A 23,883-nucleotide genomic window follows, 5' to 3' on the forward strand; every position below is an offset into this window, starting at 1 on the left:
CGCTCTGCCAGAATCGACGGATGAACTACATCCTCGACGACAGCGCCGAGCGCATCGACTTTGAGGCGGTGTGGTCCTTCCTCTCCACGACGGCTCCCTGGCATCGGTGGCGTTCGCGCGCCCAGGTGCAGCAACAGGTCGAATCGGCCTGGCGGGTCGTCGGGGTCTATGAGGAGACCACCGGCGCGCAGGTGGGATTCGCGCGCGCCGTCTCCGACGGTGTGTGCGACGCCTACCTCGCGGATGTCTATGTGTTGCCGGAGCATCGCGGGCACGGTCTCGGCAAGGCGTTGGTGAACCGCATGGTCGAGGGTGGCCCTGGCGCACACTTCCGGTGGACCCTGTTCACTGCCGACGCCCACGGGCTCTACGAGCAGCACGGCTTCTCGGTTCCGAACAAAACGGCGATGGTTCGGCCCGGCCAGTTCCCGCCGACCTAAGCGGAAGCAGCGGTACGGCTCAGATCAGCGCCTGCTTCTCCACCTGCTCGTAGCTGCGGGTGGCGTCAACCCGGGCCGCCCAGAGCACGGTGCGGCCGGCGGCGAGGGAGGCCGGCACGTCGATGATGCGCTGATTGCTGCTGCCGCGAAACTGCAACCGCAGGTCCTTGAGCGCCTCGTCGAAAGGGCCGTCCACGAGCACGTCGATCAGGCCGAGCAGTTCGAGTTTGTCGGCGCTGTCCTGCAGCAGCTCCTCGAAGATGTAGCCGGTCCACGACCAGATGTCCTTGGCCGCGCCGAACTCCGCCCGCACCCGGCGCACGAGCGACAGGCACACCCCGGTGTTCAGGAACGGTTCGCCGCCGAGCAGGGTGAGGCCCTGCACGTACGGCTGGGCCAGGTCGGCGAGGATCCGGTCTTCGAGCTCGCTCGTATACGGGGTGCCGTAGCGAAAGTTCCAGGTGGCCTGGTTGAAGCAGCCCTCGCAGGCGAACAGGCATCCGCTCACATAGAGGCTGCAGCGCACGCCCTCGCCGTCGACGAACATGAACGGCTTGTAGTCGCCGACGTACCCCTGGCTCACCTTGTCAGAGAGCCACTCCTGGGGCTGCGGATGACGCACGCCGGGTCCTAGAGGGAGCCGCTGCTGCCGGTGGCGCCGGCCATGTGCTTGACCCTGGAGACGATCTCCTGGTGGCGGCCGTGCACCATCGGGCGGGCCTGCGGGTTGCCGAGGTAGCCGCAGGTGCGCTTGACGACGTCGCAGCTGGACGGGTCGTCGTTGCCGCAGTCGGGGCAGGCGAAACCGCGCGCGGTGGGGGTGAAGTCGCCGGCGAAGTCGCACTTGTAGCAGCGGTCGATGGGGGTGTTGGTGCCCAGGTAGCCGACGCGGTCGTAGGCATAGTCCCAGACGGCTTCGAGGGCCTTGGGGTTCTGCTGTAGCACCGGGTACTCGCAGTAGTGGATGAAGCCGCCGGAGGAGAACACCGGGTAGTCCTTCTCGAAGTCGAGCTTCTCGAACGGGGTCGGGTTCTTGCGCACGTCGTAGTGGAAGCTGTTCGTGTAGTAGTCCTTGTCGGTGATGTTCTCCACCGAACCGAACTTGGCCTTGTCCAGGCGGGAGAACCGGTCGGTGAGGCTCTCACTCGGGGTGGAGTAGACGCTGAACTGGTAGCCGTACTCGGCGCTCCACGCCTTGGTGTGTGCGTCGAGGTTCTTGAGGATGTCGAGGGTGAAGGCCTTCGCCTCGGCGTTGCCTTCCCAAGCGCCGCCGAAGAAGGCCGCGGCCACCTCGTACAGGCCGATGTAGCCCAGCGACACCGTGGAGCGGCCGTCCTTGAAGAGAGTGTCGACCGAGTCGGTGCGGGCCAGCTGCTGGCCGAACGCGCCGTAGACGTAGAGGATCGGGGCGTTGGCGGGGGTCGCCTGCTTGCACCGTTCGATGCGGTAGACGAGGGCGTCGCGGGTGATCAAGAGGCGTTCCTCGAGGATGCTCCAGAACTTCGCCTGGTCGCCGGCCGCCTCCAGCGCGATGCGCGGCAGGTTCACCGTCACCACGCCGAGGTTCATCCGGCCCTCTGAGACGTCATTGCCGTCGGCGTCGGTCCAGCCCTGCAGGAAGGAGCGGCAGCCCATCGGCACCTTGAAGCTGCCGGTGATCTCGACGAGCTTGTCGTAGCTGAGCACGTCCGGGTACATCCGCTTGGTCGAGCATTCCAGCGCGAGCTGCTTGATGTCGTAGTTCGGGTCGCCCTCCACCAGGTTGAGGTCGCGCTTGAGCGTGAAGATGAGCTTGGGGAAGATCGCGGTGCGCTTCTCGCTGCCGAGCCCGTCGATGCGGATCTGCAGGATGGCCCGCTGGATCTCCCGCTCGAACCAGTCGGTGCCCAGGCCGAAGCCGAGCGACACGAACGGGGTCTGGCCGTTCGAAGTGAACAGGGTGTTGATCTCGTACTCGAGGCTCTGCATCGCGTCGTAGATGTCCTTGCGGGTCTTCTCCTCCGCGTAGGGGCGGTGCTGGCTCTCGTCGGCGATCCAGCGCTCGGCGTCGGCGAGGTGCTTGGCGAAGTTGGCCCTGGCGTAGGGGGCCAGGAGTTCGTCGGTGCGGTTGGCGGAGCATCCGCCGTACTGGCTGGATGCCACGTTGGCGATGATCTGCGAGATCTGCGCGGTGGCGGTCTGGATGGAGCGGGGCGGCTCCACGTCGGCGTTGCCGATGCGAAAACCGCGGCTGAGCATGCCGCTGAAGTCGATCAGGCAGCAGTTGGTCATCGGCGCGTAGGGGCTGTAGTCCAGGTCGTGAAAGTGGATGTCGCCCTTCTGGTGCGCGTTGGACACGTGCGGCGGCAGCATCTTGTGTCCGATGGCCTTGCCCACGGCACCCGCGGTGAGGTCCCGCTGGGTGTTGAAGACGTCGCTGTCTTTGTTGGCGTTCTCGTTCACCACAGCCGAGTCTTTGCTCAGCAGGTTGATGATCGAGTGGTTGATGTCGGTGGACTTGCTGCGGGCGAAGTCGCGCTGGGTGCGGTAACTGATGTACTTCTCGGCCAGGTCGTATTCGTGGCTTTCGAGCAGCGCGTGCTCCACGATGTTCTGCACCTCGTAGATCTTGATGTCGGTGGCGAAGCGGCCGGCGATCTCTCGGTCGACGGCGGCGACGATGTCGACGATCGCCCGGTGCACGAGCGGCGTCATCTCCGTGTGGATCTCGACCGCGGCCTTCACCAACGCCTCGTAGACCTTGGTGTTGTCGAAGTCCACCCGGCGGCCGTCGCGTTTGACGACCTTGATGGCATGCAGCGCCGACGTCGGCGTCGTCTGGTCGACGGATTCGTCGATGCTGTCAGTCGTTTGGGCCGGGGCGCTGATGCTTGGATTCACGCCTTCAGCATAGGGACGGCACCGTGCCGAAATCACTATATTTGGGTGCCCTTGGTCCCTAACGCCGCTATATCTAGTGGTTGGGAGGCCGCGAAGGCCGAAAACACGCGACCCGCTTCACCCGCGGTTTTGGATGCACATCTGTGCAGTTCAGACGTCTCGGCGTGTTGCCTCGCCGGGTGTTTCCGGCTCGCGGAAATCAGCCGGCGGACGCCGGAGAACGGGCCGAGATCAGTGCACCCGCACGGCTTCGTTGTGCTCCACCAGGTGCCAGGTGGTGCCTTCGTCGTCGCTCACCCAGCCCTCCCAGGTGTAGCCGTCCTCGGTGATCGAGGTGAAGTTCCAGCGCACCGGGCGGCCGTCGGTGCCGGTGCCGTCCTGGCGCAGACCGTTGCGGTAGGGCGTGGCGATGAGGTGGCAGTACTCCCCCAGCGTCGGGGCGAAGTAGCTCACCCGCCAGGCGCCGGCCAGCTGGTCGTAGACCCGCACGGCGGTGGCGATGGTCTCGAAGCCCGACGGATGCGTGCTGCTGGGCACAACCTCCACGTCTTGCACCGCGCGGCCGTCGAGGATGAACTGCACGATCCAGGTGAATTCCCGCTCGGTCCACTCGCCGGTGGCCTCGTCGAGCTTGCTGCCGTGTGCCGCCCAGGTGCCCACGAGCTGGCCGAACCGGCGCATGCGTCCGGGGTACTCGGGAGTGGGGCCGTCGGCGATCAGCGCCTCGGCAAAGCGGGACTCTGAGGTGGTCATACTCAGGATTTTACCGGCCCCACGTAACGCGCGCGTGAACGTGGTGTTCCACATCCCCCGAGCCGTGAGCAGAACCCCAAAAAACGCGCCCGGATGGGGCTTTTCTCACGGCTCGCGAACCGATCAGTTCCCGTGGCTCCCGGCATCCGTCGCGCTCGTGTCGGTGCGGTGGAAGTTGAGGTGCGACCGGGAGGCGGTGGGACCGCGCTGGCCCTGGTAGCGGGAGAGGTAGGACGCGGAGCCGTAGGGCTTCTCGGCCGGCGAGCTGAGCTGGAAGAAGCACAGCTGGCCGATCTTCATGCCGGGCCAGAGCTTGATCGGCAGGGTGGCCACGTTGCTCAGCTCGAGGGTGACGTGCCCGGTAAAGCCCGGGTCGATGAACCCTGCGGTGGAGTGGGTGAGCAGGCCCAGCCGGCCCAGCGAACTCTTGCCCTCGAGCCGGGCGGCCACGTCGTCGGGCAGGGTGACGGCCTCGAAGGTGGCGCCGAGCACGAATTCGCCCGGGTGCAGGATGAACGGTTCGTCGCCCTTTGCCTCGATCAGCCGGGTGAGTTCGGGCTGGTCTTCGGCCGGGTCGATGAACGGGTACTTGTGGTTGTCGAACAACCTGAAGAACCGGTCTAAGCGCACGTCGATGCTCGACGGCTGGATCATCTCCGGGTCGTAGGGCGTGAGCGCAATACGTTCCGCGTCGATCTGGGCCTTGATGTCACGATCCGAGAGAAGCACGGTGCCAGCCTATCGGCGCGGGGTTGATAGGATGGCACGGTTCCAGTGCCGCTTTCGCGGCCCGGACGCGCGGATGTAGTTCAATGGTAGAACTTCAGCTTCCCAAGCTGATAGCGCGGGTTCGATTCCCGTCATCCGCTCTCGGCCTCGATCCGCAGCCTCCCTCGGTGTGACTCAGGTTGCATGATGAGCCTCCTTGCAGAGCACTTGAGCCTTCAGAGTCGAAGATGAACCTAGGCTCAAGAACTTGAGCGCGGATCCGCGGATCCGCTGGTTAGTTGCAGCCACACTCGCGCCTCGTGGGAACGAGGCTCCGCGTCCATTGCAAATCAGTCACTCCGCAAACTGGCGCTTAATAAAGGCGTGCATCCCCGGGACAGTGAAGGCCAAGAGCCCTCGTTCAGGCGCGTAGGCTATGCCCTTCTCAATGATTCCTTGACGGACTGCGCTTTGCGCGCTCATCGAGCTCTCTAGCAGGCCAGCGACTTCACTGGTTTTGCAGTGCTCCGTGCCCACGTCAGACATAGCCCGCAGGTATTTTCGCTCTGCGGGCGTTGCCCGGTCCCATCGAGCCGGGAAGAACCCCATATCAAGTGCTGCGTTGCCTTCTTGGACTGCTGCCAAGGCATCACGGTGGGCGATTAACTTCTCAGGCGCCGCGTCCCACGCTGCCCTCCCAAAGGTTTGGAGAAAATAGGGGTATCCGTCTGCTGCTCCCAAGAGCACACTCAGCGCCGGTTACGTCCCTGTGAGTGGTGTGGTTTCCGGCTCTTGAGCGTTGCTTCGTCAACGTGAAGAGCCACCGTGGGATGGTCAGTGAGTACCGATCAAAGAACTCACAAAGGACACCACACGATGGCTCTAGACCAGTCTGCCCTGCTCGACCTGCTGGGAGAACTCAAACTCACCGACGTCACCGACCGAATCCGCGTCGCGACCGAAAAGCTCTACTAAGAACTCATCGATGCCGAAGCGACCGCGTTCATCGGCGCAGCCCCGTTCGAGCGCTCCGGGGACCGCACCACCCACCGCAACGGCGCCCGGTCCAGGACCCTGTCGACGACCGCCGGTGACCTCGACCTGAAGATCCCCAAGCTCCGCGCCGGGTCATTCTTCCCCGCCCTACTGGAACGGCGCCGCCGGGTCGATCAGGCGTTGTTCGCGGTCGTGATGGAGGCCTACGTCCACGGCGTCTCAACCCGGAAAGTCGACGACCTGGTCAAAGCCCTCGGCGCTGATACCGGGATCTCCAAGTCCGAAGTGTCCCGGATCTGCGCCGGCCTGGACGCCGAGTTCCGCGACCGCACCCTCGCCGCGCAGAACTTCCCCTACGTGTTCCTCGATGCGACCTACTACAAGGCCCGGGTCGGGCACCGGATCGTGTCCCAGGCCATCGTCGTCGCCGTCGGCGTTGCCGTCGACGGGCGCCGGGAAGTCCTGGGTTTCGACGTGGGCGACAGCGAGAACGAGGGCTTCTGGACGTCGTTCCTGCGGTCGCTGAAGACCCGCGGCCTCGACGGGGTCAAGCTAGTCATGTCTGACGCTCACACCGGCCTGAAGAAGGCCATCGGGACCGTGTTCCAAGGCGCCGGCTGGCAGCGCTGCCGGGTGCATTTCATGCGCAACGTCCTCGCGGTAATCCCGAAAGGATCGCAGGACATGGTCGCCTCGATCATCCGCACCATCTTCGCCCAGCCCGACCGTGAACACATCGAGAAGCAGTTCCGCGAGGTCACCACGATGCTCGCCCGGTCGCACCCGAAGGTCGCGGCGATGCTCGTCGACGCGCAACCCGACCTGCTCGCCTTCGCCGCGTTCCCCAGACGGCACTGGCGCCAAATCTGGTCCACCAACCCGCTCGAACGGGTGAACAAAGAGATCAAACGCCGCACCGACGTCGTCGGCGTGTTCCCCAACGCCGCAGCCCTGCTGCGCCTGGCCGGGTCGGTCCTGATCGAGCAACACGACGAGTGGGAAGCCGGCGAACGCCGCTACTTCTCCGAGTCATCCATGCTCGAGCTGGGCACCATGACCAACCCCATCGAGGTCATCGACGAGGCGGTGATCCTCCCCGAACTCGCCGCCGCCTAAGCTAGAACAACTGACCCGCACGGTGTTGAGAAACTCCACCACTCAGCGGGACGTGAGCTTGAGCAGTTCAACCGGGTGGTTCCAGCCGAGAAGCTGCAGGCCTGGGTTGCACTGGCGGTGAAAGCCCGCAACGATCTCGTCCATGAGGGGCATTTCAAAACCAGGCTCAGCACGAGCGGCCTCGGGGCCTTGGCCATGGGAGTTCGTTGGCTTCTCAATCTCGCCATCATGAAGCACCTCGGCATTGACGACGCGTCTCTTCGTGGCGCCGCGTGGCACTCGCGGGAGGGGCAAGCTGCAACTTTCACCTCGAGAAGCTATCTCGCAGACGCCCTCGACCCGGAGGAAGGAAAGCGCCACGACTAAGCGCTCCGTCTGTGGCCTTGGAGTTAGGACCACCGATTCACCTCGGATGGCGTCCCGCCTAGTTTCCCAGGTTCGCAAACTGTCGGCCTTAGCCGCCCCGACGACAGGGACCCCAATGCCGTTGAGCACCATAGGGTGAGCATGGCCGAACTCCCTGACCGCCAAACATTTTTCTATGGGACGCCGGGCACTCGTCCGGGGTAGCTGAAAAAGTAGATGAGCCGCATGCTGCTGTCCCAAGCGTTCGCCAAATCAGGGTGCCTCATGGGAGCCTCGTCTAATGGAAGACCGCCTACCTATCTTCGACATTGAAGACCGGACCGAACATTCTCCCGCCACTCATGAAGAGACTAGCTTCGCCTTCTTGAACCGTGTCGGGGGTGAGTTTTGGGAGAACCCGCGGCGACTATTGCAGGAGTGGGCAAATCGACTGCCAGTCGACGCCTATGCCGACATTCGTGGTCGTCTGCGCGAGTCCAACGACCAAGCGCAGAGCGCGTTCCTGGAACTGTACATCCACGAGTCACTCCTACGCGCCGGTTTCAGTGTCACGGTGCATCCGGACATTCCTGAATCAAATCGCCACCCGGACTTTCTAGCCACCCGCGGGTCGGAACGCTTCTATGTTGAAGCGGTCATGCCGCAATCGCGCCCGGATGGCGGATCAGCGAACCGCCTAGCTCGGTTTCTAGATGGGGTGAACAAGCTGGACGACTCTCGCTTCTTCCTCGACCTTCAGGACGTGGTAGTGGGAGCAAGATCTGTGGGCGCGGGAGATCTTCGACGACGACTAAAGAAGTGGCTTGATGAACTAGATCCAGATGCTCCGGCCGACAGTGACCGATACCCCACTTTTCCCTGGACATCAGGCGACTGGTCAGCCCGGTTCGGGGCGATTGCCAAGTCTCCGCAACATCGCCGTTCGTCTCGTGGGCGGGCGATCGGCGTCTATTCCCATGGCGACGCCGAATTTATCGACGACGCGGGGCTCATCCGGCGCGGTGCAACCCTAAAAGCTCGAGCTTATGGCGAGCTTGACGCCCCCTTCGTGATCGCAGTTGGGGTGTACCTCTTCGACGACGATCTCGAAGATGCAATCGCGGCCATGTTCGGACACGAGGCATGGATCATTACGGCCTCGGGGACTGCTTCTCGCTCAACTCGAATGGCGGATGGATTCTTTGGAACGAGGCAGGCTGCACAACACATTGGAACATCCGCGGTACTCGTGGTAAATCAGCTGCAACCTCATCATGTTCCACGGAGCGAGGTCACGCTCATCCATCACCCATGGGCGACTCGTCCGCTTGAAGTGACACGGCCGTTCCACGCCGTTGAACTTCGCCTCAACGGCGCGCAGCTGCAGCGTGACGAACCATTTGAATCGGCTGCTCGCTTCTTCGGTATCGAAGCATGGGCAGATCTTGACCCATGGCCCAAAGCCTAATCCGAGCCGCCCAGAGGAATGGGCAACTCTTTCACGGCTGACCTCGGACGACGCACTGAGGTGGAGAACAGATCGGTGGACGGCACTCGAGTCTTTCGCGAGGTGGCATGCAAGTCGGGCGAGGATGCGGTCAAGAGTGACGCTATGCCGTGACCCACTACCCTTGGGGCATGAACGCCAAGTTCACCGATGGGCGAAAGCCAGCGCTCAATCCTGACTGGATCAACACGCTCGTCCGCTCCGCGAACGCACCCGATGGAATGACAGTGAGTCCAGAAGAAACACCGGCCAGCCATCGCAGGCAACCGGCCAGCACGCCCACTCAGACACTGAATGAGATCTCGGCCCGGGAAGCGCGGGCGACCTACGCGCCGCCTTACGTAGACACATGCACTCGAGACGGCACCGAGGTTCCCGAAACCCCTAACCGTCAGGTTGAGCTCCAACACCCCGGCACGACTGCTGTCAACCAAGGGGAACTCGACTGATACTTGGCGGAATTAGGACATGGATCTGGTCCCCAGCAGAGCTGTACTCCAAGTTGACGCTTGGCGCATCACTGCCTACGTATCTTGAGAGTTCTCGCTGGCGCCCGCGCTCGGCGGTGATCCTGAAATGGACGACCACGACGAACAGAGACCGCCGGCATCAAACGGCTCGATCTCAAGCCACTCATCGCCAGAAAGAAGGGCGCACGAGACACAGATCATTTCTGCCGAGAACCCACACGGGACTTAGGGAGCCACATCCTAGAACCGCACTCCGCCAGCGGAGATCCCGGCCTTCCAGAAGCGCTGAAGGGCGAGGAAGACGATCATGATCGGTACCACCGAAACTAGCGAACCAACCACCGTCAGGATTTGGAGTCCCGGGATCGTGATCGACGACTGGTTCCAGCCAGTCAGTCCCACCGTCAGCGGCATCAGCGTCTGGTCAGTGAGCACGAGCAACGGCAGCATGTAGCTGTTCCAACTGCCCAGGAAAGCGAACAGCAGGATCGTCACCAGGCCGGTCATCATCAACCGCAGGCCGATTGAGAAGAATATACGCAGTTCGTTCGCGCCGTCCAGCCGGGCTGCTTCTACGAGCTCAAGTGGAATCGAGGACTGCGCGTATATGTAGGCCAGCAAAACGCCAAACGGGTAGACAAGCGCCGGCAGCAGCACTCCCGCGTAAGTGTTGTTCAGGCCCAGGGTGACAAGCAACATGTAAGTGGGCTGGGCGAGCACGGTTCCGGGCACCAACAGGCTGGCAAGCACGGCGCCGAGCACGATCTTGCGTCCCTTGAACCTGTAGACCGCGAATGCGTAGCCAGTGAGGGCGCAGACAAAGGTCGTGAAAGCCGAGCCGACGACCGAGTAGATCACCGAGTTGAACGTCCAGCGCCAATAAATTCCGTCGTCGTAGTTCGACAGGTTCACGAGGTTGTCGATCAGGTGGAATTCGGAGAAAGCGAATCCCGGCGTGGAGAAGAGCTCGCCGCCGGACTTTGTCGAGGCTACGACCAGCCAATACACCGGCACCAGGAAGTACAGGGCGGCGAGGACCATGACCACCGTGACAGCGATCATCCACCCCCGTCCGTGCTGATCGGAGGCCGAAGTGTGGAACTTTGGAGCACGGTGAGGGCGCGAGGTGGTCGGTGCGGCGGGCAGGAGGCTCCCTACCGGGGAATCGAGGACCGGGGAGGCGGCGTTCTTGTTAAGCGTCACGGGAGGCTCCATTTCGACGGTTCGTCACGCGCATGATCACCAGGGAGACCACGAGTGTGGCGGCACCGAGGATGACGGCCATCGCCGACGACAGGTTCGCGTTGTTGCCGAGTGTGGCCGCAGAGAACACGGCCATGTTGGGCGTGAAGTCGCTCGAGATATTGGGGGTGATGGTTTTCAGCACGGCCGGTTCGCTGAAAAGCTGCAAAGTGCCGATAATCGACGACAGTGTGGTCAGCAGGAATGCCGGCCAGATCATCGGGATTTTGATGCTCCAGGCGATCCGAACTTCGTCGGCACCGTCGAGTCGGGCGGCCTCGTACATTTCGCGGGGCACCGACTGCAGGGCTGCGAACAGGATGATCATGTTGATGCCGGTATACGACCAAATGCTAATGTTTGCGATCGCCCACAGCACTGTGCCGGGCGCCAGCAGGTTAGCCTCGATGCCTATCGAAGCCAGGAACTGGATGACTGGGCTTACGGCCGGCTGGTAGAGGAACCCCCACAGCAGGGCCGCGATGACGCCGGGCACCGCGTAGGGAAGGAATACCGCGAACTGGAAGAATCGCTTGGCCTTGACCAGTGATGAGTCGAATAGCAGGGCCAAGCCACCGGCAAGGACCATCATGACCGGCACCTGCACGACACCGAAGAGCAGCACACGCCCGAAGCTGGCGATGAAGTCTGAATCAGTGAGTGCTCGAACGTAGTTCTCGATCCCGGCAAAGACCGCCGCCGTTTCGCCGCCGAACCCGAGGCCGGAGGACTTCACCGTGAACAGGCTGCTGCCCATAGCCACGAGAATCGGGGCGATAAGGAACAGGATGAAAAGCGCTGAGAAGGGAACGATGAAGGCATACGGCACCCACCACGCCCCCGCGCCGGTGAACCGACGCGGGGGCGTGGTGGTGCGGGACAGAAAACTCATTCCGACTACTCGTTCACACTCAGGCCGCGGGCCTTCAGATCGTCCACGGTGGCGGCCTGCGCGGCGTCTAGCGCCTCGAGGAAGGTCTTCTGGCCATTGATGACCTTGGCGAACTCATCGGTCAGCGCGGTCTGGGCGGTGCCGTAATTGGGGCCGTCCACCCATGTCGCTGGTGTGTTCTTGGCTGCCTCAATGAAGACCTCATTCACGGCCTGGTCACCGAAGAACGGAACGGGCGAAGTCAGCGCGGGCGAAGCCAGGCCGTTCTTGGTCGACGGGAAGATGCCGCCGACCGAGATCATAGTCTCCTGGGTGTCATCGGAGCCGTTCAGCCAGCTGATGAATTCAGCCGCCGCTTCGGGGTCGGCCGCGCCCTTGAGCACGACGTCGGCGGCGCCGCCGGAGTCACCGGCGTTGGCGGATCCCTCGTTGACAGGCAGCGCTGCGATCTTCCAGAGGCCGCTGGTGCTTTCAGCGTTGCTGGCCAGCAGGCTCGGGAACCAGGCTGCGTAGGAGATCGTGGCGATCTTGCCGGCGTTCACGTTCGCCCAGTACTCCGGGGTCCACATGGTGTCGGTGGTGACTAGCCCTTCGTCGAGCAGTGTTTGCCAGCGCTTAGCGACCAGCTGACTGCCGGAGTCGTTCATACCCACGTCCCAGGCGTCGCCGTCAACGCCGTACCAGCTACTCTCGGCCTGTTGAACCTCCTGCATCCACTGCCCCACTTCGCTGGGCGACATGTTGGCGATGTATACGTTCGGGTCTGCGGCATGGATGGCTCGGGCGGCGTCGAGGTACTCATCCCAGGTGGTGGGAACGCTGACGCCGTACTTCTCGAACATATCGGTGCGATACATCATGCCCGCCGGGCCGATGCCCTGCGGCACACCGTAGACCTGGCCGTCGAAGCTGACGGAGGCCCACGAGCTCGGTGTGTAGTTCGCCTCATCATCGCTAACGAACTCGGTGATGTCCTGCACCCGTCCGGCGATCACGTAGTCGGGCAGGTCGTGGGTGCTCAGCTGCACCACGTCGGGGCCGGCTCCGGCATCGACGGCGGCCTTGACCTTAGTGCCGTCGTCTCCGGTCATGCGGTGGAAGGTAACGGTGGTGCCGGTGTCGAGTTCGTTGTACTGGTCGACGAGGTCTTCGAGACCCGGGACCCAGCCCCAGAAGTCGACCGTGGATGCGTCGGCCGCTGCGTCGCCGTCGGTTGAAGCGGTTCCCGCGGAGCAGCCGGCCAGCAGCGCCAGGGCACTCGCCGACGCAATGACACCCATCACCATTCGGGACCTCGTTGGGCCCGCCAGATAAAACTTCATTGTCTTCCTTCCGATGACTGCATTGTCGAGGGTGAGGCATGTACTCGATGGACCATTGGGTCGCCATCTTGCCATCGAGATAACTGCCTCGGTACAAGGATGCCTATGGAAACCACCCCTGTCAAGCATTCATCCGATGTGTGATCGGCTTGTTGCGACATAAAGGCTCAACTCTCCGAATATGGCCTCCGAAGGTCGGATCAATAGGGGTAGTCTGTGCGTGAATCCGCCCGCGACATCAAGAGAGGTTCCCCTTGTGCCCCTGACTGATATTCCCCTCGACCAGCTCCGCGAATTTCGGCCGGAGGTACTGGAGCCTACTGACTTCGATGAATTCTGGGCCTTGACCCTCACTGAATCCCGCGCGCTGGCCTGGGAGCCCCGCCTTGAGCAGGTGTCCACGGTAATGCGCACCGTGGAGGTATTCGACGTGACCTTTGCCGGATACTGCGGCCAGCCCATCCGCGCCTGGCTGACGGTGCCCGTCGACGCCGGGGGGCCATTACCTACTGTGGTCGAATACCAGGGGTACAACGGCGGGCGGGGACTGCCGGGCGAGCGGCTCTTCTGGGCCAGCGCGGGCTACGCGCATCTCTTCATGGACACACGTGGCCAGGGCAGCGGGTGGGGCACAGGCGGACACACTCCCGATCCTGAGGGCTCAGAGGCCTCCGTGGCCGGCTGGATGACTCGTGGCATCCTCGATCCGAAGTCTTACTATTACCGGCGGGTATTCACTGATGCCGCACTGGCAATCGATGCCGCCAGGTCACTCATTCATGTCGATGCGAGCAGACTGAGCCTCGCCGGCGGCAGTCAGGGGGGCGGCATAGCCCTCGCCGCCGCCGCACTGGTGCCTGACGTATGCGCGGTTATGCCCGACGTGCCGTTCCTCTGCCACTTTCGGCGGGCTGCGGAAATCACCGCCGTCGAACCGTTCACCGAAATCAGCCGTTACCTGGCGGTCCACCGCGACGCCGTAGACCAGGTATTCGACACGCTCAGCTACTTCGACGGGGTGAACTTCGCTCGGCGAGCCACGGCGCCAGCCCTATTCTCGGCCGCGCTGATGGACGATGTTGTGCCTCCATCCACCATCTTCGCCGCATTCAACCGCTATGCCGGGCCAGCCGACATCGAGGTCTATCCGTTCAATGGCCACGAATCAGGGCAGACGCTGCACAACATTAAGCAGGCGACCTGGCTCCCTCAGCACATAGGCCAAGGCCTCCTGAGCTAGCTGTCAGGCGGGAAATCCGCCTCGGTCAGCTCTACCCAGCTGTCGGTAGTCAGTTTCACGGTTCGTTCGATGCTGTGCCAGCCGACCTTCACAGCACCGCTGGTGTGCACTGTGCGTGCACGCAGCCGTGCGCGCACGAGCCGCGGGCGACCGTGGGTATCCGGTGCCCAATCGATGTCGACCAGCACACCCGGTCGCACAACGAGCCCGGCAACGGAACCGGCGGGCCAACTGGCCGGCACTGCGGGCAGGAGGTCGATGCGGTCGGCGTGGCTGTGTACCAGACACTCAACGACGGCTGCAACGTAACCGAGGTTGCCATCAATTTGGAACGGTGGATGCGCGACGAAAAGGTTTGGGTATAGGCCTCCTTCCCACGGACCTGGGGCCATTGCGACGGAGCGAAAGACCAGCGGGAGCAGACGTTCCACCGCTTCGGGCTCACGAAGGCGCGCGCGTAATGCAATTTTCCAGACCAGCGACCAACCCGCGGAGTCGTCCCCGCGCTCGTCGAGGGTGCGTGAAACGGCAGCAGCGAGTTCCGGAGTGAGCAGTGTGTTGCCGGGGTACGCGAAGTAGAGCGGGGAAACGTGCCGATGCCCCGGTTCAGGCAGCACGAAGGGGTCGGCCCATTCCTGGATGCTGCCATCCGAGATAGGGATCGGGGGCAGAGCAGCGAGCGACCGAACGACCTGCTGCATGATCGCGTCGTCCTCGGGCCCGATTCCCAGGGCCGCCTCGAACAGCGCCCTGATCATTGCAATGTCAGCGGTGGATGATCGAGCTGCCGCCGCAGGCCTGCCGTCGGGAGCGGTGAAATGATTCTCCGGTGAAGTGGAGGGAACGGTGCCCAGGCTGCCATCAGGCTGGCGAACCAGCCAGCCCAGGATGAACTCACAGGCGCCTCGAATGACGGGCCAGGCCCGGGTACGTGCGAATTCCGGGTCACCGCCATGGCGCAGGTGCTCAAAGAAGTGCCGCACCAGCCAAGCGGGTGCCAACGGCCAGAAAGACCAGGCCGGGTCGCCGGCGACCGGCGAGGTAAACGCCCAGGCGTCGGTGTTGTGATGGGCCACCCAACCGGGCAGGCCGTAGAGCCGTTGGGCTGTGCCACGACCGTTGCGGGAGAGTGCCTCGATCAGCTCGAAGAAGGGCTCGTGGCACTCGGCCAGCGCGGTGCTCTCGGCAGCCCAGTAGTTCATCTGGGTGTTGATGTTCAGCGTGTAGTTCGAACTCCAGGGCGGAGTCATCGACTCATTCCAGAGGCCCTGCAGGGTAGCGGCCAGCGAACCGGGCCGGGAACTGGAGATGAGGAGGTAGCGACCGTAGTTGAACATCAACGCGGCCAGGGCTGGATCCCGGGGAGTCTGCAGCACGCGCTGGTCGGTCGGCAGCGGGCATGTCGGCAGTGGCGCGGTCGCGGTCGACGCTGACCGGCCGAGGTCAAGGGTGACCCTTTCATAGAACGCGGCGTGTTCTGCGCGGTGCTCGCGCCAGAGAGTGTCGACGCCGAGCCGACCAGCCGCGACGGCCGCTTCATTAGCCCGCGCGTAGGCCTCATCGGCCGAGCCGTTGGCGGCGAGTCCGACCCCGGTGAATGTGGTGGCGGTGCTCAGATATATCTGCAGCCGGTGCACTCCCGTGGCGGCGAGACCGGCCGTCGTCGCGCCCGCAGGCAGGCGGATGTCGGTGCCGTCATGTTGCCAATGCGCGACGACGGCGCCTTGCACCGAGATCGTCGGATCATCCGAGTACTGGACCTCGGCCGGCGGGTCGGCGTGGGTCGGGGGCACGTCGCTGGGCAGACGCAGGGTAAGCCCGCAAGCGCTGGAATCCTGACGGGCGTCGTCGACCTTCAGCTGGCTGGCGAGCCGCACCCGCACCGTGACCCCGTCCAGCGCCCCGACGCGCAAGTCGACGACCAGCACGTTGTGGGCTGCTGACACGAACATGCGTTGGTCTATGCGGCCGTGATCGGTGTCGAAACCGTGATCGTGGGACGCGGTGCGCAGATCTAGCGATCGCCGGTAGTGCTGCACTCCGGCGAGGTCGTCAATCTCGATGATCAGATCGGCGAACGGCATGTAAGCCTGCGTGTACGGCTGGGAGAGCCCGGCGAGTTCGACTTCGGCCGCTCCGTATTCGTTATCGCCGATCAGATCCCGGGCGTGTCGCAGCGCCCGCTTGTTGTCTTCGGCTGATTGGGGCAGCACCCGCAGCTCGCTGGCCATCGAGCCCGACCATGCTGTGTCGTCGTTCAGCCGGATCTTATCGACCCCGATTCCGCCAAAGCACATGGCGCCGATGCGTCCGTTACCCAGCGGCAGCGCCTCGGTGAAAACCGTGGCCGGCGCGCCGTACCAGAGCACCTGCGTCTCGTCAGGCAAGGTGCGGTCGGGACGCATCTTTGTGGGTAGGCTCACGTCCGCACAATCAAGTAGGCGCCTGCGGCGATTTCAGTGGGTCCAGCATACGACTGGCCGGTGATCAGGTCGTCGCCGCGCACGGTGACGACGCCCGGCGCGTCGGTGTGGTTCAACACGATGGTGAAATGTCCGTCGCCGACCCGGCGCTCGATCACTTCCAGACCGTCACCGGCCAGGCCCTGAATTCCGGCCTGATCGAGGATAGAGACGAGGTTTCTTCGCAGGGCGTCGTCGTCGAGGTGAGTGGAGAGGTAGTGAGCCACACCGCCTCCGAACTGATGGCGGGTTACGGCGGGCTGTCCGTCGAGGGCTCCGCCGCGATAGTGGCCCACTGCCTCGGCACCTCGTAGATCGAGGTGTTCGCTCCACCGGGTGGCGGTGGAACCGTCGGAAAGCTCGAGGGCGTTGTCAACGGGATGCACCATCTGCACTCGGATACCGAGCACACGGGCGAGCTGACCACCGTACCCGCCAGGCGCCACTGAAAAGTTGTCGTCGGTCGTTCCGCTGAAATACCACGCCACCAGAACCCCGCCGGCCCCGACATAGTCCTCGAACGCCTCGGCCTGTGCGGTCGAAAGCGGGATCGCCAACGGCAGCAGCAGCACGTCGTAACCGGAGAGCTCATGGTCCGGATGCACGAAGTCCACCCCTACCCCGGCCAGCCAGAGCGCCCGGTGAACTTGGCGCACGAGCGACAGGTAGTTGAGGTCTGCCCGTGGCAAACCTCGGGCCTCCGCGGCCCACCATGCTTCCGGGTACCAGAGAATGGCGACCCGGTTCTCGGCGACCGGTTCCGCCTGTCGCGAGCCCGGAGCAAGCTCGGACAGCTCGGCGAGCAGGGCGCCCAAGTGCACCGTGCCGCGAAACTGGTCGGTATCCTCACCGGAGTGCGGCACCATCGAGGAGTGAAACAACTCCGCGCCGGTCCGCGGCGCGCGCCACTGGAAGAACAACGCCCCAAGCGACCCTCTAGCGATGTATTGAAGACTGGAGCGGACCATCTCCTGGGTCGAGCGCACCAGCATGGCATCGCGCCGGTAGACCAAGTTGGTCGCCTGCTCCATGAGCAGCCAGGGACGGTTGCCTGCCAGCGACCGGGCGAGGTCACCGGAGAACGCAGCCTGGGCATGGCCCTCAACACCGGGCTCGGAAGGATAGTCGTCGATCGACACCATGTCCTCGGCCGCGGCGAAGGCCCACTGGTCGTAATGCAGCCAACTGGGAAGCATGAAGTTCGTAGTCACCGGGATGCCCGTGGACAGGGACTTGAGAATCTCGCTCTGTTCGTTGAACGCCGCGAGGAGCAGCTCCGCGGCAAAGCGCCTGAAGTCCAGCAGTTGCGCAGGGTTACCGAGGTACTGGGTGGCCTGCGGGGCGAAAATCTCTGCCCACTCCCCGTAACGCTGTGACCAGAAGGTCGTGTTCCAGACCTCATTGAGAGCCGATAAGGAGCCGTATTTGCGCTCCAGCCACAGCCGGAACTCCGCATCCACCACCGGACCGAACGACACGGTGCCGTACTCGTTGTGAACGTGCCACATCCGCAGGGACGGATGCGTGCCGTAACGCCGGCCCAACTCCGTCGCGATGCGCCGGGCCGCGTGCCGGTACGCCTCTGCGGCGGGGTTGTAGGTGTCCCGGCTACCGTGCAGCAACCGCACGCCGTCGGCGGTGATCGGCAAAGCTTCGGGATGCGCGAGTGAGAACCAGGGCGGCGGCGACGCGGTCGGAGTGGCTAAGATCACGCCGATCCCGTTCTCGTGCAGCAGGTCGAGCACATCGTCGAGCCAACCGAACGTGAAGACGCCTTCGCTGGGCTCCAGGGACGACCAGGAAAACACTCCCACGGTAACGGTATTCACCCGCGCTACCTTCATCAGGCGCACGTCTTCCACCCAGACCTCGCGCGAGAACTGTTCCGGGTTATAGTCGCCCCCGTACAGCAGTTCAGGCGCCAACAGCGACCCCCCGGGCGGCCTCGCTCCAGTAGGAGCCGTACGGGTATGCATACGTCGCCACTGATTCCGCCTTCATCTGGGCGCTGTAACCCGGCTTCGCCGACGGCCAATAAGCTGCCTGGGCAACCGTCACCGGGTCAGTGAAGTGTTCGTGCAGGTGCTCAACGTACTCGATCACGCGGCCCTGCCGGGAACCGGACACCGCGATGAAGTCGAAGTAACTGAGGTGCTGCACGAGCTCGCAGAGGCCGACCCCGCCGGCGTGCGGGCACACGGGCACCTGGAATTTCGCCGCCATGAACAGCACCGGCAGGATTTCGTTGATCCCAGCCAGCCTGCACGCATCGATCTGACAAAAGTCGATCGCTTCGGCCTGCAGCAGTTGCTTGAAAAGCACCCGGTTGTGGGCATGCTCCCCGGTGGCGACCCCGATCGGAGCCACAGCCCGGCGGATGGTCGCGTGCCCAAGCACGTCATCCGGCGCGGTAGGTTCCTCGATCCATAGCGGCTTGAACTCCGCAAGGGCGTTGGTCCATGCGATCGCTTCGTCCACATCCCACATCTGGTTAGCGTCGATCATCAGGTGCCGGTCCGGACCGATAAGCGTACGGGCTAGCGCGCAGCGGCGCCGGTCGTCGTCGAGGTTGCCACCCACCTTGAGCTTGATGTGCTGAAAGCCGTCAGCAAGGGCCTGTTCGATTAGGCCAGTCATTTTCTCGTCGGAATAGCCCAACCAACCGGGAGACGTCGTGTAGCACGGGTAGCCCTCGGCCTCGAGCAGGGCCGTTCTGTCGGCGCGGGTGGGCGCCAAGTTCTCAAGCAGCTGGAGCGCTTCATCCGGCGTGATGGCATCGCTCAGATAGCTGAAGTCGGCCGCGGCGACCAGCTGGGCGGGCGTCATGGCAGCCATCAATCTCCAAACCGGCAGATTCTCGGCGCGGGCGACCAAGTCCCAGACTGCGTTCATCACGGCCGCGAGTGCCAGGTGGACCACACCCTTGTCAGGACCGAGCCAGCGCAACTGATGGTCGGATTTAGCGTGTCGATAGATTGCGCCCATATCCTCACGCATACCGTCGATCTCCCAGCCCACCAGGCGCTCGGCGATCACCCCGGCAGCTTGCACGCACAGTTCGTTGCCGCGACCAATGGTGAACGTCATGCCATATCCGAGAAGGTCACCGTCCGTGTGGAGCACCACGTAGGTCGCAGAGTAGTCGGCGTCGACGTTCATGGCGTCCGAGCCGTCTAGCTCCAGCGAGGTCGGGAACCGAACATCGAGAACCTCGGCATGAGTGATTCGCGTCATCGGTTACTCTATCCAATCGTATGATGTATCAGGCGTAAAACTACCATAGTCGGCATCATCGCTCTATATTCGTTTAATACATCATATGTATTATCGTAATTCTCGAAGAGGAGAGATCATGACCGAGCAGAACCGGGTAATCGTCGTGACCGGCGCGGCGTCGGGCATCGGCCGCGAGACGGCGCAGCGGCTGGCCAGGGCGGGAGCGTCAGTTGTCGCTCTCGACCGCGACCTGCTGGCCGCTGGTGGGCAGATCACTCCCCTGGAGTGCGACGTCACGGATGACGCCTCGGTGAGGCGGGCCGCGGCACAAGTCGAGTCCCTCTTCGGAGCAGTGAATGGGCTCGTCAACTGCGCCGGAATCGGAGCGCAGGGAAGCGTCGAACGCGCCACGGATGACGAATGGCTACGCGTTCTCGATGTGAACGTGGTGGGCACCGCCCGCGTCTCGCGCGCCTTTCTTCCGCTTCTTCGACGCACGACTGCGGCCTCGATCGTCAACATTGCGTCCATCGCCGCCACCGCCGGCCTACCGGAACGTGCCGTCTATTCCGCGTCGAAGGGTGCCGTGCTCGCGCTGACCCGCGCTATGGCCGCCGACCATGTTGGCGACGGGATACGCGTGAACGCAGTGTCACCCGGAACCGTCGACACCCCGTGGGTGCAACGCCTACTCGCTTTGGCCGATGACCCCGATTCCGAGCGGCAGGCGCTTGAGGCCCGCCAACCGACCGGGCGTCTAGTGTCGGCCATTCACGTGGCCGCTGCCATCGAATACCTACTCTCAGAGGAAGCGGCATCCGTCACTGGCACGGCCATAGAGGTGGACGGTGGCATCGCTGGCCTACGATTGCGCCATGCCCGTGACTGAACCGTCAATGTCGACCGGGAGAATCCCGGTAGCCCCGGAATTGCCTGTCATCGGCGTCGGCTGCGCCGCCCTCGGCAACCTATTCCGCGCGTCCTCCGATGCCGATGCCCGCTCTCTGCTCGCCCGCTCTTGGGAGCGCGGCATCCGCTATTTCGATACCGCCCCGCACTACGGGCCCGGAGAAAGTGAGCGTCGGCTCGGCGACTTCCTCGGCACGGTTCCCCGCCACGAGGTCCAGATCTCTAGCAAGGTGGGCCGGCTCTTAGTTTCAGACCGGGATCCGCGCGCGGACCCAGAACCGATGTTCGTGGTGCCGAACGGATGGTCCCGGCGCACGGATTTTTCCGCCCCGGCGATCCGGCGGTCGGTGGAGGAGAGCCTGGATCGACTCAAGCTGGATTACCTCGACCTCGCCCTGCTGCATGATCCTGACGACAACCTAGACCAGGCCCGCGCCGAAGCACTCCCCGCCCTAGTGGAGCTGCGCGCGTCCGGGCTGGTACGGCAGATCGGGGTAGGCACCAACTCCGACACCGTGGCGGTCCAGCTTGCCGGCACTGGTGACCTCGACGCGGTTCTTCTCGCGGGCCGGTACACCCTGCTCTCCCCCGACGCACCCGCGATGCTGCCGCTGGGCGCCGCTACGAACACCCGGGTAATCGCCGCTGGAATCTTCAACAGTGGCATTCTCGCCAGCCCAGATGGTCGGTACGACTATGGAGCCGTTCCACCCGGCATCACCCGGGCGCTGGATCGGCTCCGGTCCGTGTGCGCGGCGCATTGCGTGGCGTTGCCCGCCGCCGCTGTGCAGTTCGTCGCCCGGGAAGCCCGCATCCACACGGTGCTGCTGGGTCCGGCGTCGGCGGCTCAGCTGGACCAGATACTCGACTGGCTGCAGGAACCGATACCAGAGCCGTTTTGGGTGGAGGTGAACGGGTGACCGTCGACGCCCACCTGCACCTCTGGGACCGGGACTTGTTCGCGCACGACTGGCTGGCACAGCCCGCCCTGAAAAAGATTAATCGCAGCTTCGGCCTGCCTGACCAGCCTGGCGGGACCGGATCGGAGCTGACCGGCCGGGTGCTGGTGCAGGCCCTACCGGACCCGCAGGAAACGGAGTGGTTATGCGGCATCGCTGACGCCAGCCCGGTTCCAACTGTCGTCACCGGATGGGTCGACCTACGGCGACCTGATTCGCTCGATGCCATGCTCGACAGGGTGCTCGCCGCGCCGGGCGGAGGGCGCCTGCGCGCCATCCGCCCGATGGTCCAGAACGAAGCTGACCCCGGCTGGTTCGACCAGGCCCCCGTCCGGGCGTCTGCGAGTATCCTGGCCGAACGGGGGCTCGCGGTCGAGTTTCTCGTGCGCGAGCGTGACTGGGCCAGCTGTCTCCGACTGATCGACGCCGTGCCCCAGGGCCAATATGTCCTCGACCACTTGGGCAAGCCCGCCGTTACGGCCTCGGGGCCGAGCGCAGGCTGGCGGTCATTCGTCACTGACCTGTCACGACGCGAGCAAACGGTCGTCAAACTCTCCGGGCTGTTGACCGAATGCTTGTTTTCCGACCCGACGGAATCGGTGATTGCGCCCTACGTTCTCCACGCGTTGGAAGAGTTTTCCCCGCGCCGGGCCATGTACGGCTCGGACTGGCCCGTCAGCGTCCTGGCCACAGACGACCCGTCACTTTGGCCCAGCATGCTGGCCGACATCGTGGGCGCACACGACCCGGACCTTTTCACCAACACCGCACGTCGCGTTTATACCCTGGAGGAAAACCCGTGAAGCTTGCCCAACTCGTCGATGCCGACAACCGTTCCCGCCTTGCCGCGGTCCGAGACGGCGAAGCGCTAATCCTGCAAGACCTCGATGCCGGCTTTCCATCCCGGCTGGAGGCGCTGATCGCCGACAGCTCCCTTGCCGACGTTCAGGCGGCGGTGATGCAGGCGGATCCGCGGCTCTGGAGTCCGCTTGCGCGGTTCCGTACCGCTCCGCCGATCCAGTCGCCCCCCAAAATCGTCGCAATCGGCGTCAACTACGTCGACCACGCTACCGAACAGGGCGCCAACCCGCCCGAGATCCCAATTGTCTTCGCCCTCTGGCAGAGTTCACTATCGGGCGACGGAGACACCATCACCTGGGATGGTTCCCTCACCAAGCAAGTCGACTTCGAGGTGGAGCTCGGCGTCATTCTCGGGCGAGACGCCCGGGACGTGAGCGTCGACGAGGCCCTCACATACGTCTTCGGCTATACGGTCATCAACGATCTCAGCGCGCGCGACCTGCAGTTTCGTGATCAGCAGTGGTCCAGGTCCAAGTCGTTGGACGGCTTCACCCCGATCGGACCCGTGGTCGTCACGGCGGACGAGATTCCTGACCCCCAGTCCCTCGACCTTTGGTGTGTGGTCGACGGCCTGCCGTTGCAGCGGGCGAACACCCGAGAGATGCACCGCGGAGTCGCCACCCTCATCTCGTATCTCTCCCGCGGGATGACCCTGGAAGCCGGCACCGTGATCTCTACGGGAACCCCCGGCGGTGTGGGCTATTTCCGCGACCCGCAAGTGTTTCTCGTTGACGGGTCAACAGTCACGGTCGGCGTGGCGGGCATCGGCGAGCTGACCACGCACTGCCGGGTCACGCCCGGGCTTGACTAGGGCTCTGTCAGATTGCTCACCGGACCGTCGCCGGACAGCTCGGTCACGAAGTCTTCCACCCCGAGCAGATGGTTTGCCATGCGGATGCGGGCCTGGTCCTGCTCACCCCGGGCGATCGCATCCAGGATTGCGCGGTGCTCCCGGTGGGTACGCTCGAACGCGCCATCGTCGTGAATCGCCCGCCACAGGCGCTCGCGCAGGGTGCGGCTGGACAACGTGTCTATGAGGGCGGCAAGGATATCGTTGCCGGTGGCATGCGCAATCTCCCGGTGAAAGCGGATGTCGCCGTCGAGGAAGACAGCTGGATCGACGTCTGACGCCGTCATCACAGCTTCCACCTCCGCAAGCGCCTCGGTGAGGCTGGCGACAAGTTCGGGCGTCACCTGGCGGGCCGCGATGCTTGCTGCCTCGGTCTCGAGAATGCGCCGCACGGTGTGCAGCTCCCTGTTTCCTGTTCCGGACTTCAGATCGACCATGAAGACCATCGGTGCCAAGAGTAAGTCCGCATCGAGGCTCGTCACGTAGGTGCCGTCACCCTGCCGAACATCGAGCACGCCGACTAACGCCAGGGCTTTGACCGCTTCGCGCAGCGAGCTCCGCGAGAGACCCAGACTCTCGCTCAGGTCCTTTTCCGGAGCCAGCCGCTGGCCCGGAGTCAGCCGACCGTCAACAATCATCATCTTGATCTGCGTGATCGCGTCGTCGGTTAGTGCCATATCCGGAGTTTATCGAGGGATGACACGATCGACCGCCC

The 23,883-nt window shown here is 63.9% G+C and carries 19 protein-coding genes, 1 tRNA gene and 1 pseudogene; 10 read left to right on the plus strand and 11 right to left on the minus strand.

Features of this window, described 5'->3' with window-relative positions; translation table 11 throughout:
• Positions 1–20: 20 nt before the first annotated feature.
• Entirely contained in the window at positions 21–440 is a 420-nt protein-coding gene (locus BJQ94_RS18320) for a GNAT family N-acetyltransferase (RefSeq protein WP_265399257.1), read from the plus strand.
• A gap of 19 nt (positions 441–459) precedes the next feature.
• Here BJQ94_RS18320 and nrdG read toward each other — a convergent pair whose 3' ends face one another.
• The 4 genes from nrdG to dcd form a co-directional block, all read right to left on the minus strand.
• Positions 460–1,062, minus strand: a complete 603-nt coding sequence (gene nrdG, locus BJQ94_RS18325) for an anaerobic ribonucleoside-triphosphate reductase activating protein (protein ID WP_265399256.1) — start codon at positions 1,060–1,062, stop codon at positions 460–462.
• An 8-nt stretch (positions 1,063–1,070) separates the two neighbouring features.
• Positions 1,071–3,320, minus strand: a complete 2,250-nt coding sequence (gene nrdD / locus BJQ94_RS18330; RefSeq protein ID WP_265399255.1) for an anaerobic ribonucleoside-triphosphate reductase — start codon at positions 3,318–3,320, stop codon at positions 1,071–1,073.
• A gap of 231 nt (positions 3,321–3,551) precedes the next feature.
• Complete coding sequence (locus tag BJQ94_RS18335) at positions 3,552–4,073, minus strand: hypothetical protein (RefSeq protein ID WP_265399254.1); 522 nt, start codon at positions 4,071–4,073, stop codon at positions 3,552–3,554.
• A gap of 123 nt (positions 4,074–4,196) precedes the next feature.
• Entirely contained in the window at positions 4,197–4,802 is a 606-nt protein-coding gene (dcd, locus tag BJQ94_RS18340) for a dCTP deaminase (RefSeq protein WP_265399253.1), read from the minus strand.
• Between the two features lie 69 nt (positions 4,803–4,871).
• On the opposite strand from dcd, the gene BJQ94_RS18345 reads away from it, so the two are divergent.
• The 4 genes and pseudogenes from BJQ94_RS18345 (at position 4,872) to BJQ94_RS18360 (ending at position 9,194) form a co-directional block, all read left to right on the plus strand.
• Positions 4,872–4,942 (plus strand) — tRNA-Gly (locus BJQ94_RS18345).
• A 715-nt stretch (positions 4,943–5,657) separates the two neighbouring features.
• Positions 5,658–6,893, plus strand: a pseudogene (locus tag BJQ94_RS18350) (IS256 family transposase).
• 646 nt (positions 6,894–7,539) lie between these two features.
• A complete protein-coding gene (locus tag BJQ94_RS18355) occupies positions 7,540–8,706 on the plus strand; it encodes a hypothetical protein (RefSeq protein WP_265399251.1) in 1,167 nt (388 codons plus the stop codon).
• Positions 8,707–8,876: 170 nt separating this feature from the next.
• Positions 8,877–9,194 carry a hypothetical protein gene (locus BJQ94_RS18360; protein ID WP_265399250.1) on the plus strand — a complete coding sequence of 106 codons (318 nt, stop codon included), beginning with the start codon at positions 8,877–8,879 and terminating at the stop codon, positions 9,192–9,194.
• A 261-nt stretch (positions 9,195–9,455) separates the two neighbouring features.
• Here the strand turns inward: BJQ94_RS18360 and BJQ94_RS18365 are convergent, their stop codons facing one another.
• The 3 genes from BJQ94_RS18365 to BJQ94_RS18375 form a co-directional block, all read right to left on the minus strand.
• Positions 9,456–10,418 (minus strand): carbohydrate ABC transporter permease, encoded by a 963-nt coding sequence (locus BJQ94_RS18365; protein WP_265399249.1) that lies wholly within the window; start codon positions 10,416–10,418, stop codon positions 9,456–9,458.
• Entirely contained in the window at positions 10,408–11,286 is an 879-nt protein-coding gene (locus BJQ94_RS18370; protein WP_265399248.1) for a sugar ABC transporter permease, read from the minus strand. Before BJQ94_RS18370 ends, BJQ94_RS18365 begins: the two co-directional genes overlap by 11 nt.
• A 68-nt stretch (positions 11,287–11,354) precedes the next feature.
• Entirely contained in the window at positions 11,355–12,635 is a 1,281-nt protein-coding gene (locus BJQ94_RS18375) for a sugar ABC transporter substrate-binding protein (protein WP_265399247.1), read from the minus strand.
• Positions 12,636–12,927: 292 nt separating this feature from the next.
• Between BJQ94_RS18375 and BJQ94_RS18380 the strand changes: the two genes are divergently transcribed.
• Positions 12,928–13,911: an acetylxylan esterase gene (locus BJQ94_RS18380; RefSeq protein ID WP_265399246.1), complete on the plus strand. Its 984-nt coding sequence runs from the start codon at positions 12,928–12,930 to the stop codon at positions 13,909–13,911.
• Here BJQ94_RS18380 and BJQ94_RS18385 read toward each other — a convergent pair.
• From BJQ94_RS18385 to BJQ94_RS18395, 3 genes are read right to left on the minus strand one after another with little or no spacing between them, the layout of a single operon-like run.
• Positions 13,908–16,316, minus strand: coding sequence for a glycoside hydrolase family 95 protein (locus BJQ94_RS18385; protein WP_265399245.1), 2,409 nt, complete (start codon positions 16,314–16,316; stop codon positions 13,908–13,910). The genes BJQ94_RS18380 and BJQ94_RS18385 overlap by 4 nt on opposite strands.
• Before the next feature lie 14 nt (positions 16,317–16,330).
• Positions 16,331–18,298 carry a beta-galactosidase gene (locus BJQ94_RS18390; protein ID WP_265399244.1) on the minus strand — a complete coding sequence of 656 codons (1,968 nt, stop codon included), beginning with the start codon at positions 18,296–18,298 and terminating at the stop codon, positions 16,331–16,333.
• Positions 18,288–19,607, minus strand: a complete 1,320-nt coding sequence (locus BJQ94_RS18395; protein ID WP_265399243.1) for an enolase C-terminal domain-like protein — start codon at positions 19,605–19,607, stop codon at positions 18,288–18,290. Before BJQ94_RS18395 ends, BJQ94_RS18390 begins: the two co-directional genes overlap by 11 nt.
• Before the next feature lie 118 nt (positions 19,608–19,725).
• Here BJQ94_RS18395 and BJQ94_RS18400 point away from each other — a divergent pair, with 118 nt between their 5' ends.
• Genes BJQ94_RS18400 through BJQ94_RS18415 form a run of 4 tightly spaced genes read left to right on the plus strand, consistent with a single transcriptional unit; the run spans position 19,726 to position 23,129 of the window.
• A complete protein-coding gene (locus BJQ94_RS18400; RefSeq protein WP_265399242.1) occupies positions 19,726–20,478 on the plus strand; it encodes an SDR family oxidoreductase in 753 nt (250 codons plus the stop codon).
• The gene (locus BJQ94_RS18405) at positions 20,465–21,418 is read left to right on the plus strand and encodes an aldo/keto reductase (RefSeq protein WP_265399241.1); all 954 of its coding nucleotides are present in this window, start codon (positions 20,465–20,467) and stop codon (positions 21,416–21,418) included. The genes BJQ94_RS18400 and BJQ94_RS18405 overlap by 14 nt, the downstream gene beginning before the upstream one ends.
• Positions 21,415–22,260 (plus strand): amidohydrolase family protein, encoded by an 846-nt coding sequence (locus BJQ94_RS18410; RefSeq protein WP_265399240.1) that lies wholly within the window; start codon positions 21,415–21,417, stop codon positions 22,258–22,260. The genes BJQ94_RS18405 and BJQ94_RS18410 overlap by 4 nt, the downstream gene beginning before the upstream one ends.
• Entirely contained in the window at positions 22,257–23,129 is an 873-nt protein-coding gene (locus tag BJQ94_RS18415; protein WP_265399239.1) for a fumarylacetoacetate hydrolase family protein, read from the plus strand. The genes BJQ94_RS18410 and BJQ94_RS18415 overlap by 4 nt, the downstream gene beginning before the upstream one ends.
• On the opposite strand, the gene BJQ94_RS18420 is transcribed toward BJQ94_RS18415, so the two are convergent.
• The gene (locus BJQ94_RS18420) at positions 23,126–23,845 is read right to left on the minus strand and encodes a FadR/GntR family transcriptional regulator (RefSeq protein WP_265399238.1); all 720 of its coding nucleotides are present in this window, start codon (positions 23,843–23,845) and stop codon (positions 23,126–23,128) included. The two genes, BJQ94_RS18415 and BJQ94_RS18420, sit on opposite strands and share 4 nt — an antisense overlap.
• Positions 23,846–23,883 lie beyond the last annotated feature (38 nt).

Source organism: Cryobacterium sp. SO2 (assembly GCF_026151165.2).
GTDB lineage: Bacteria > Actinomycetota > Actinomycetes > Actinomycetales > Microbacteriaceae > Cryobacterium.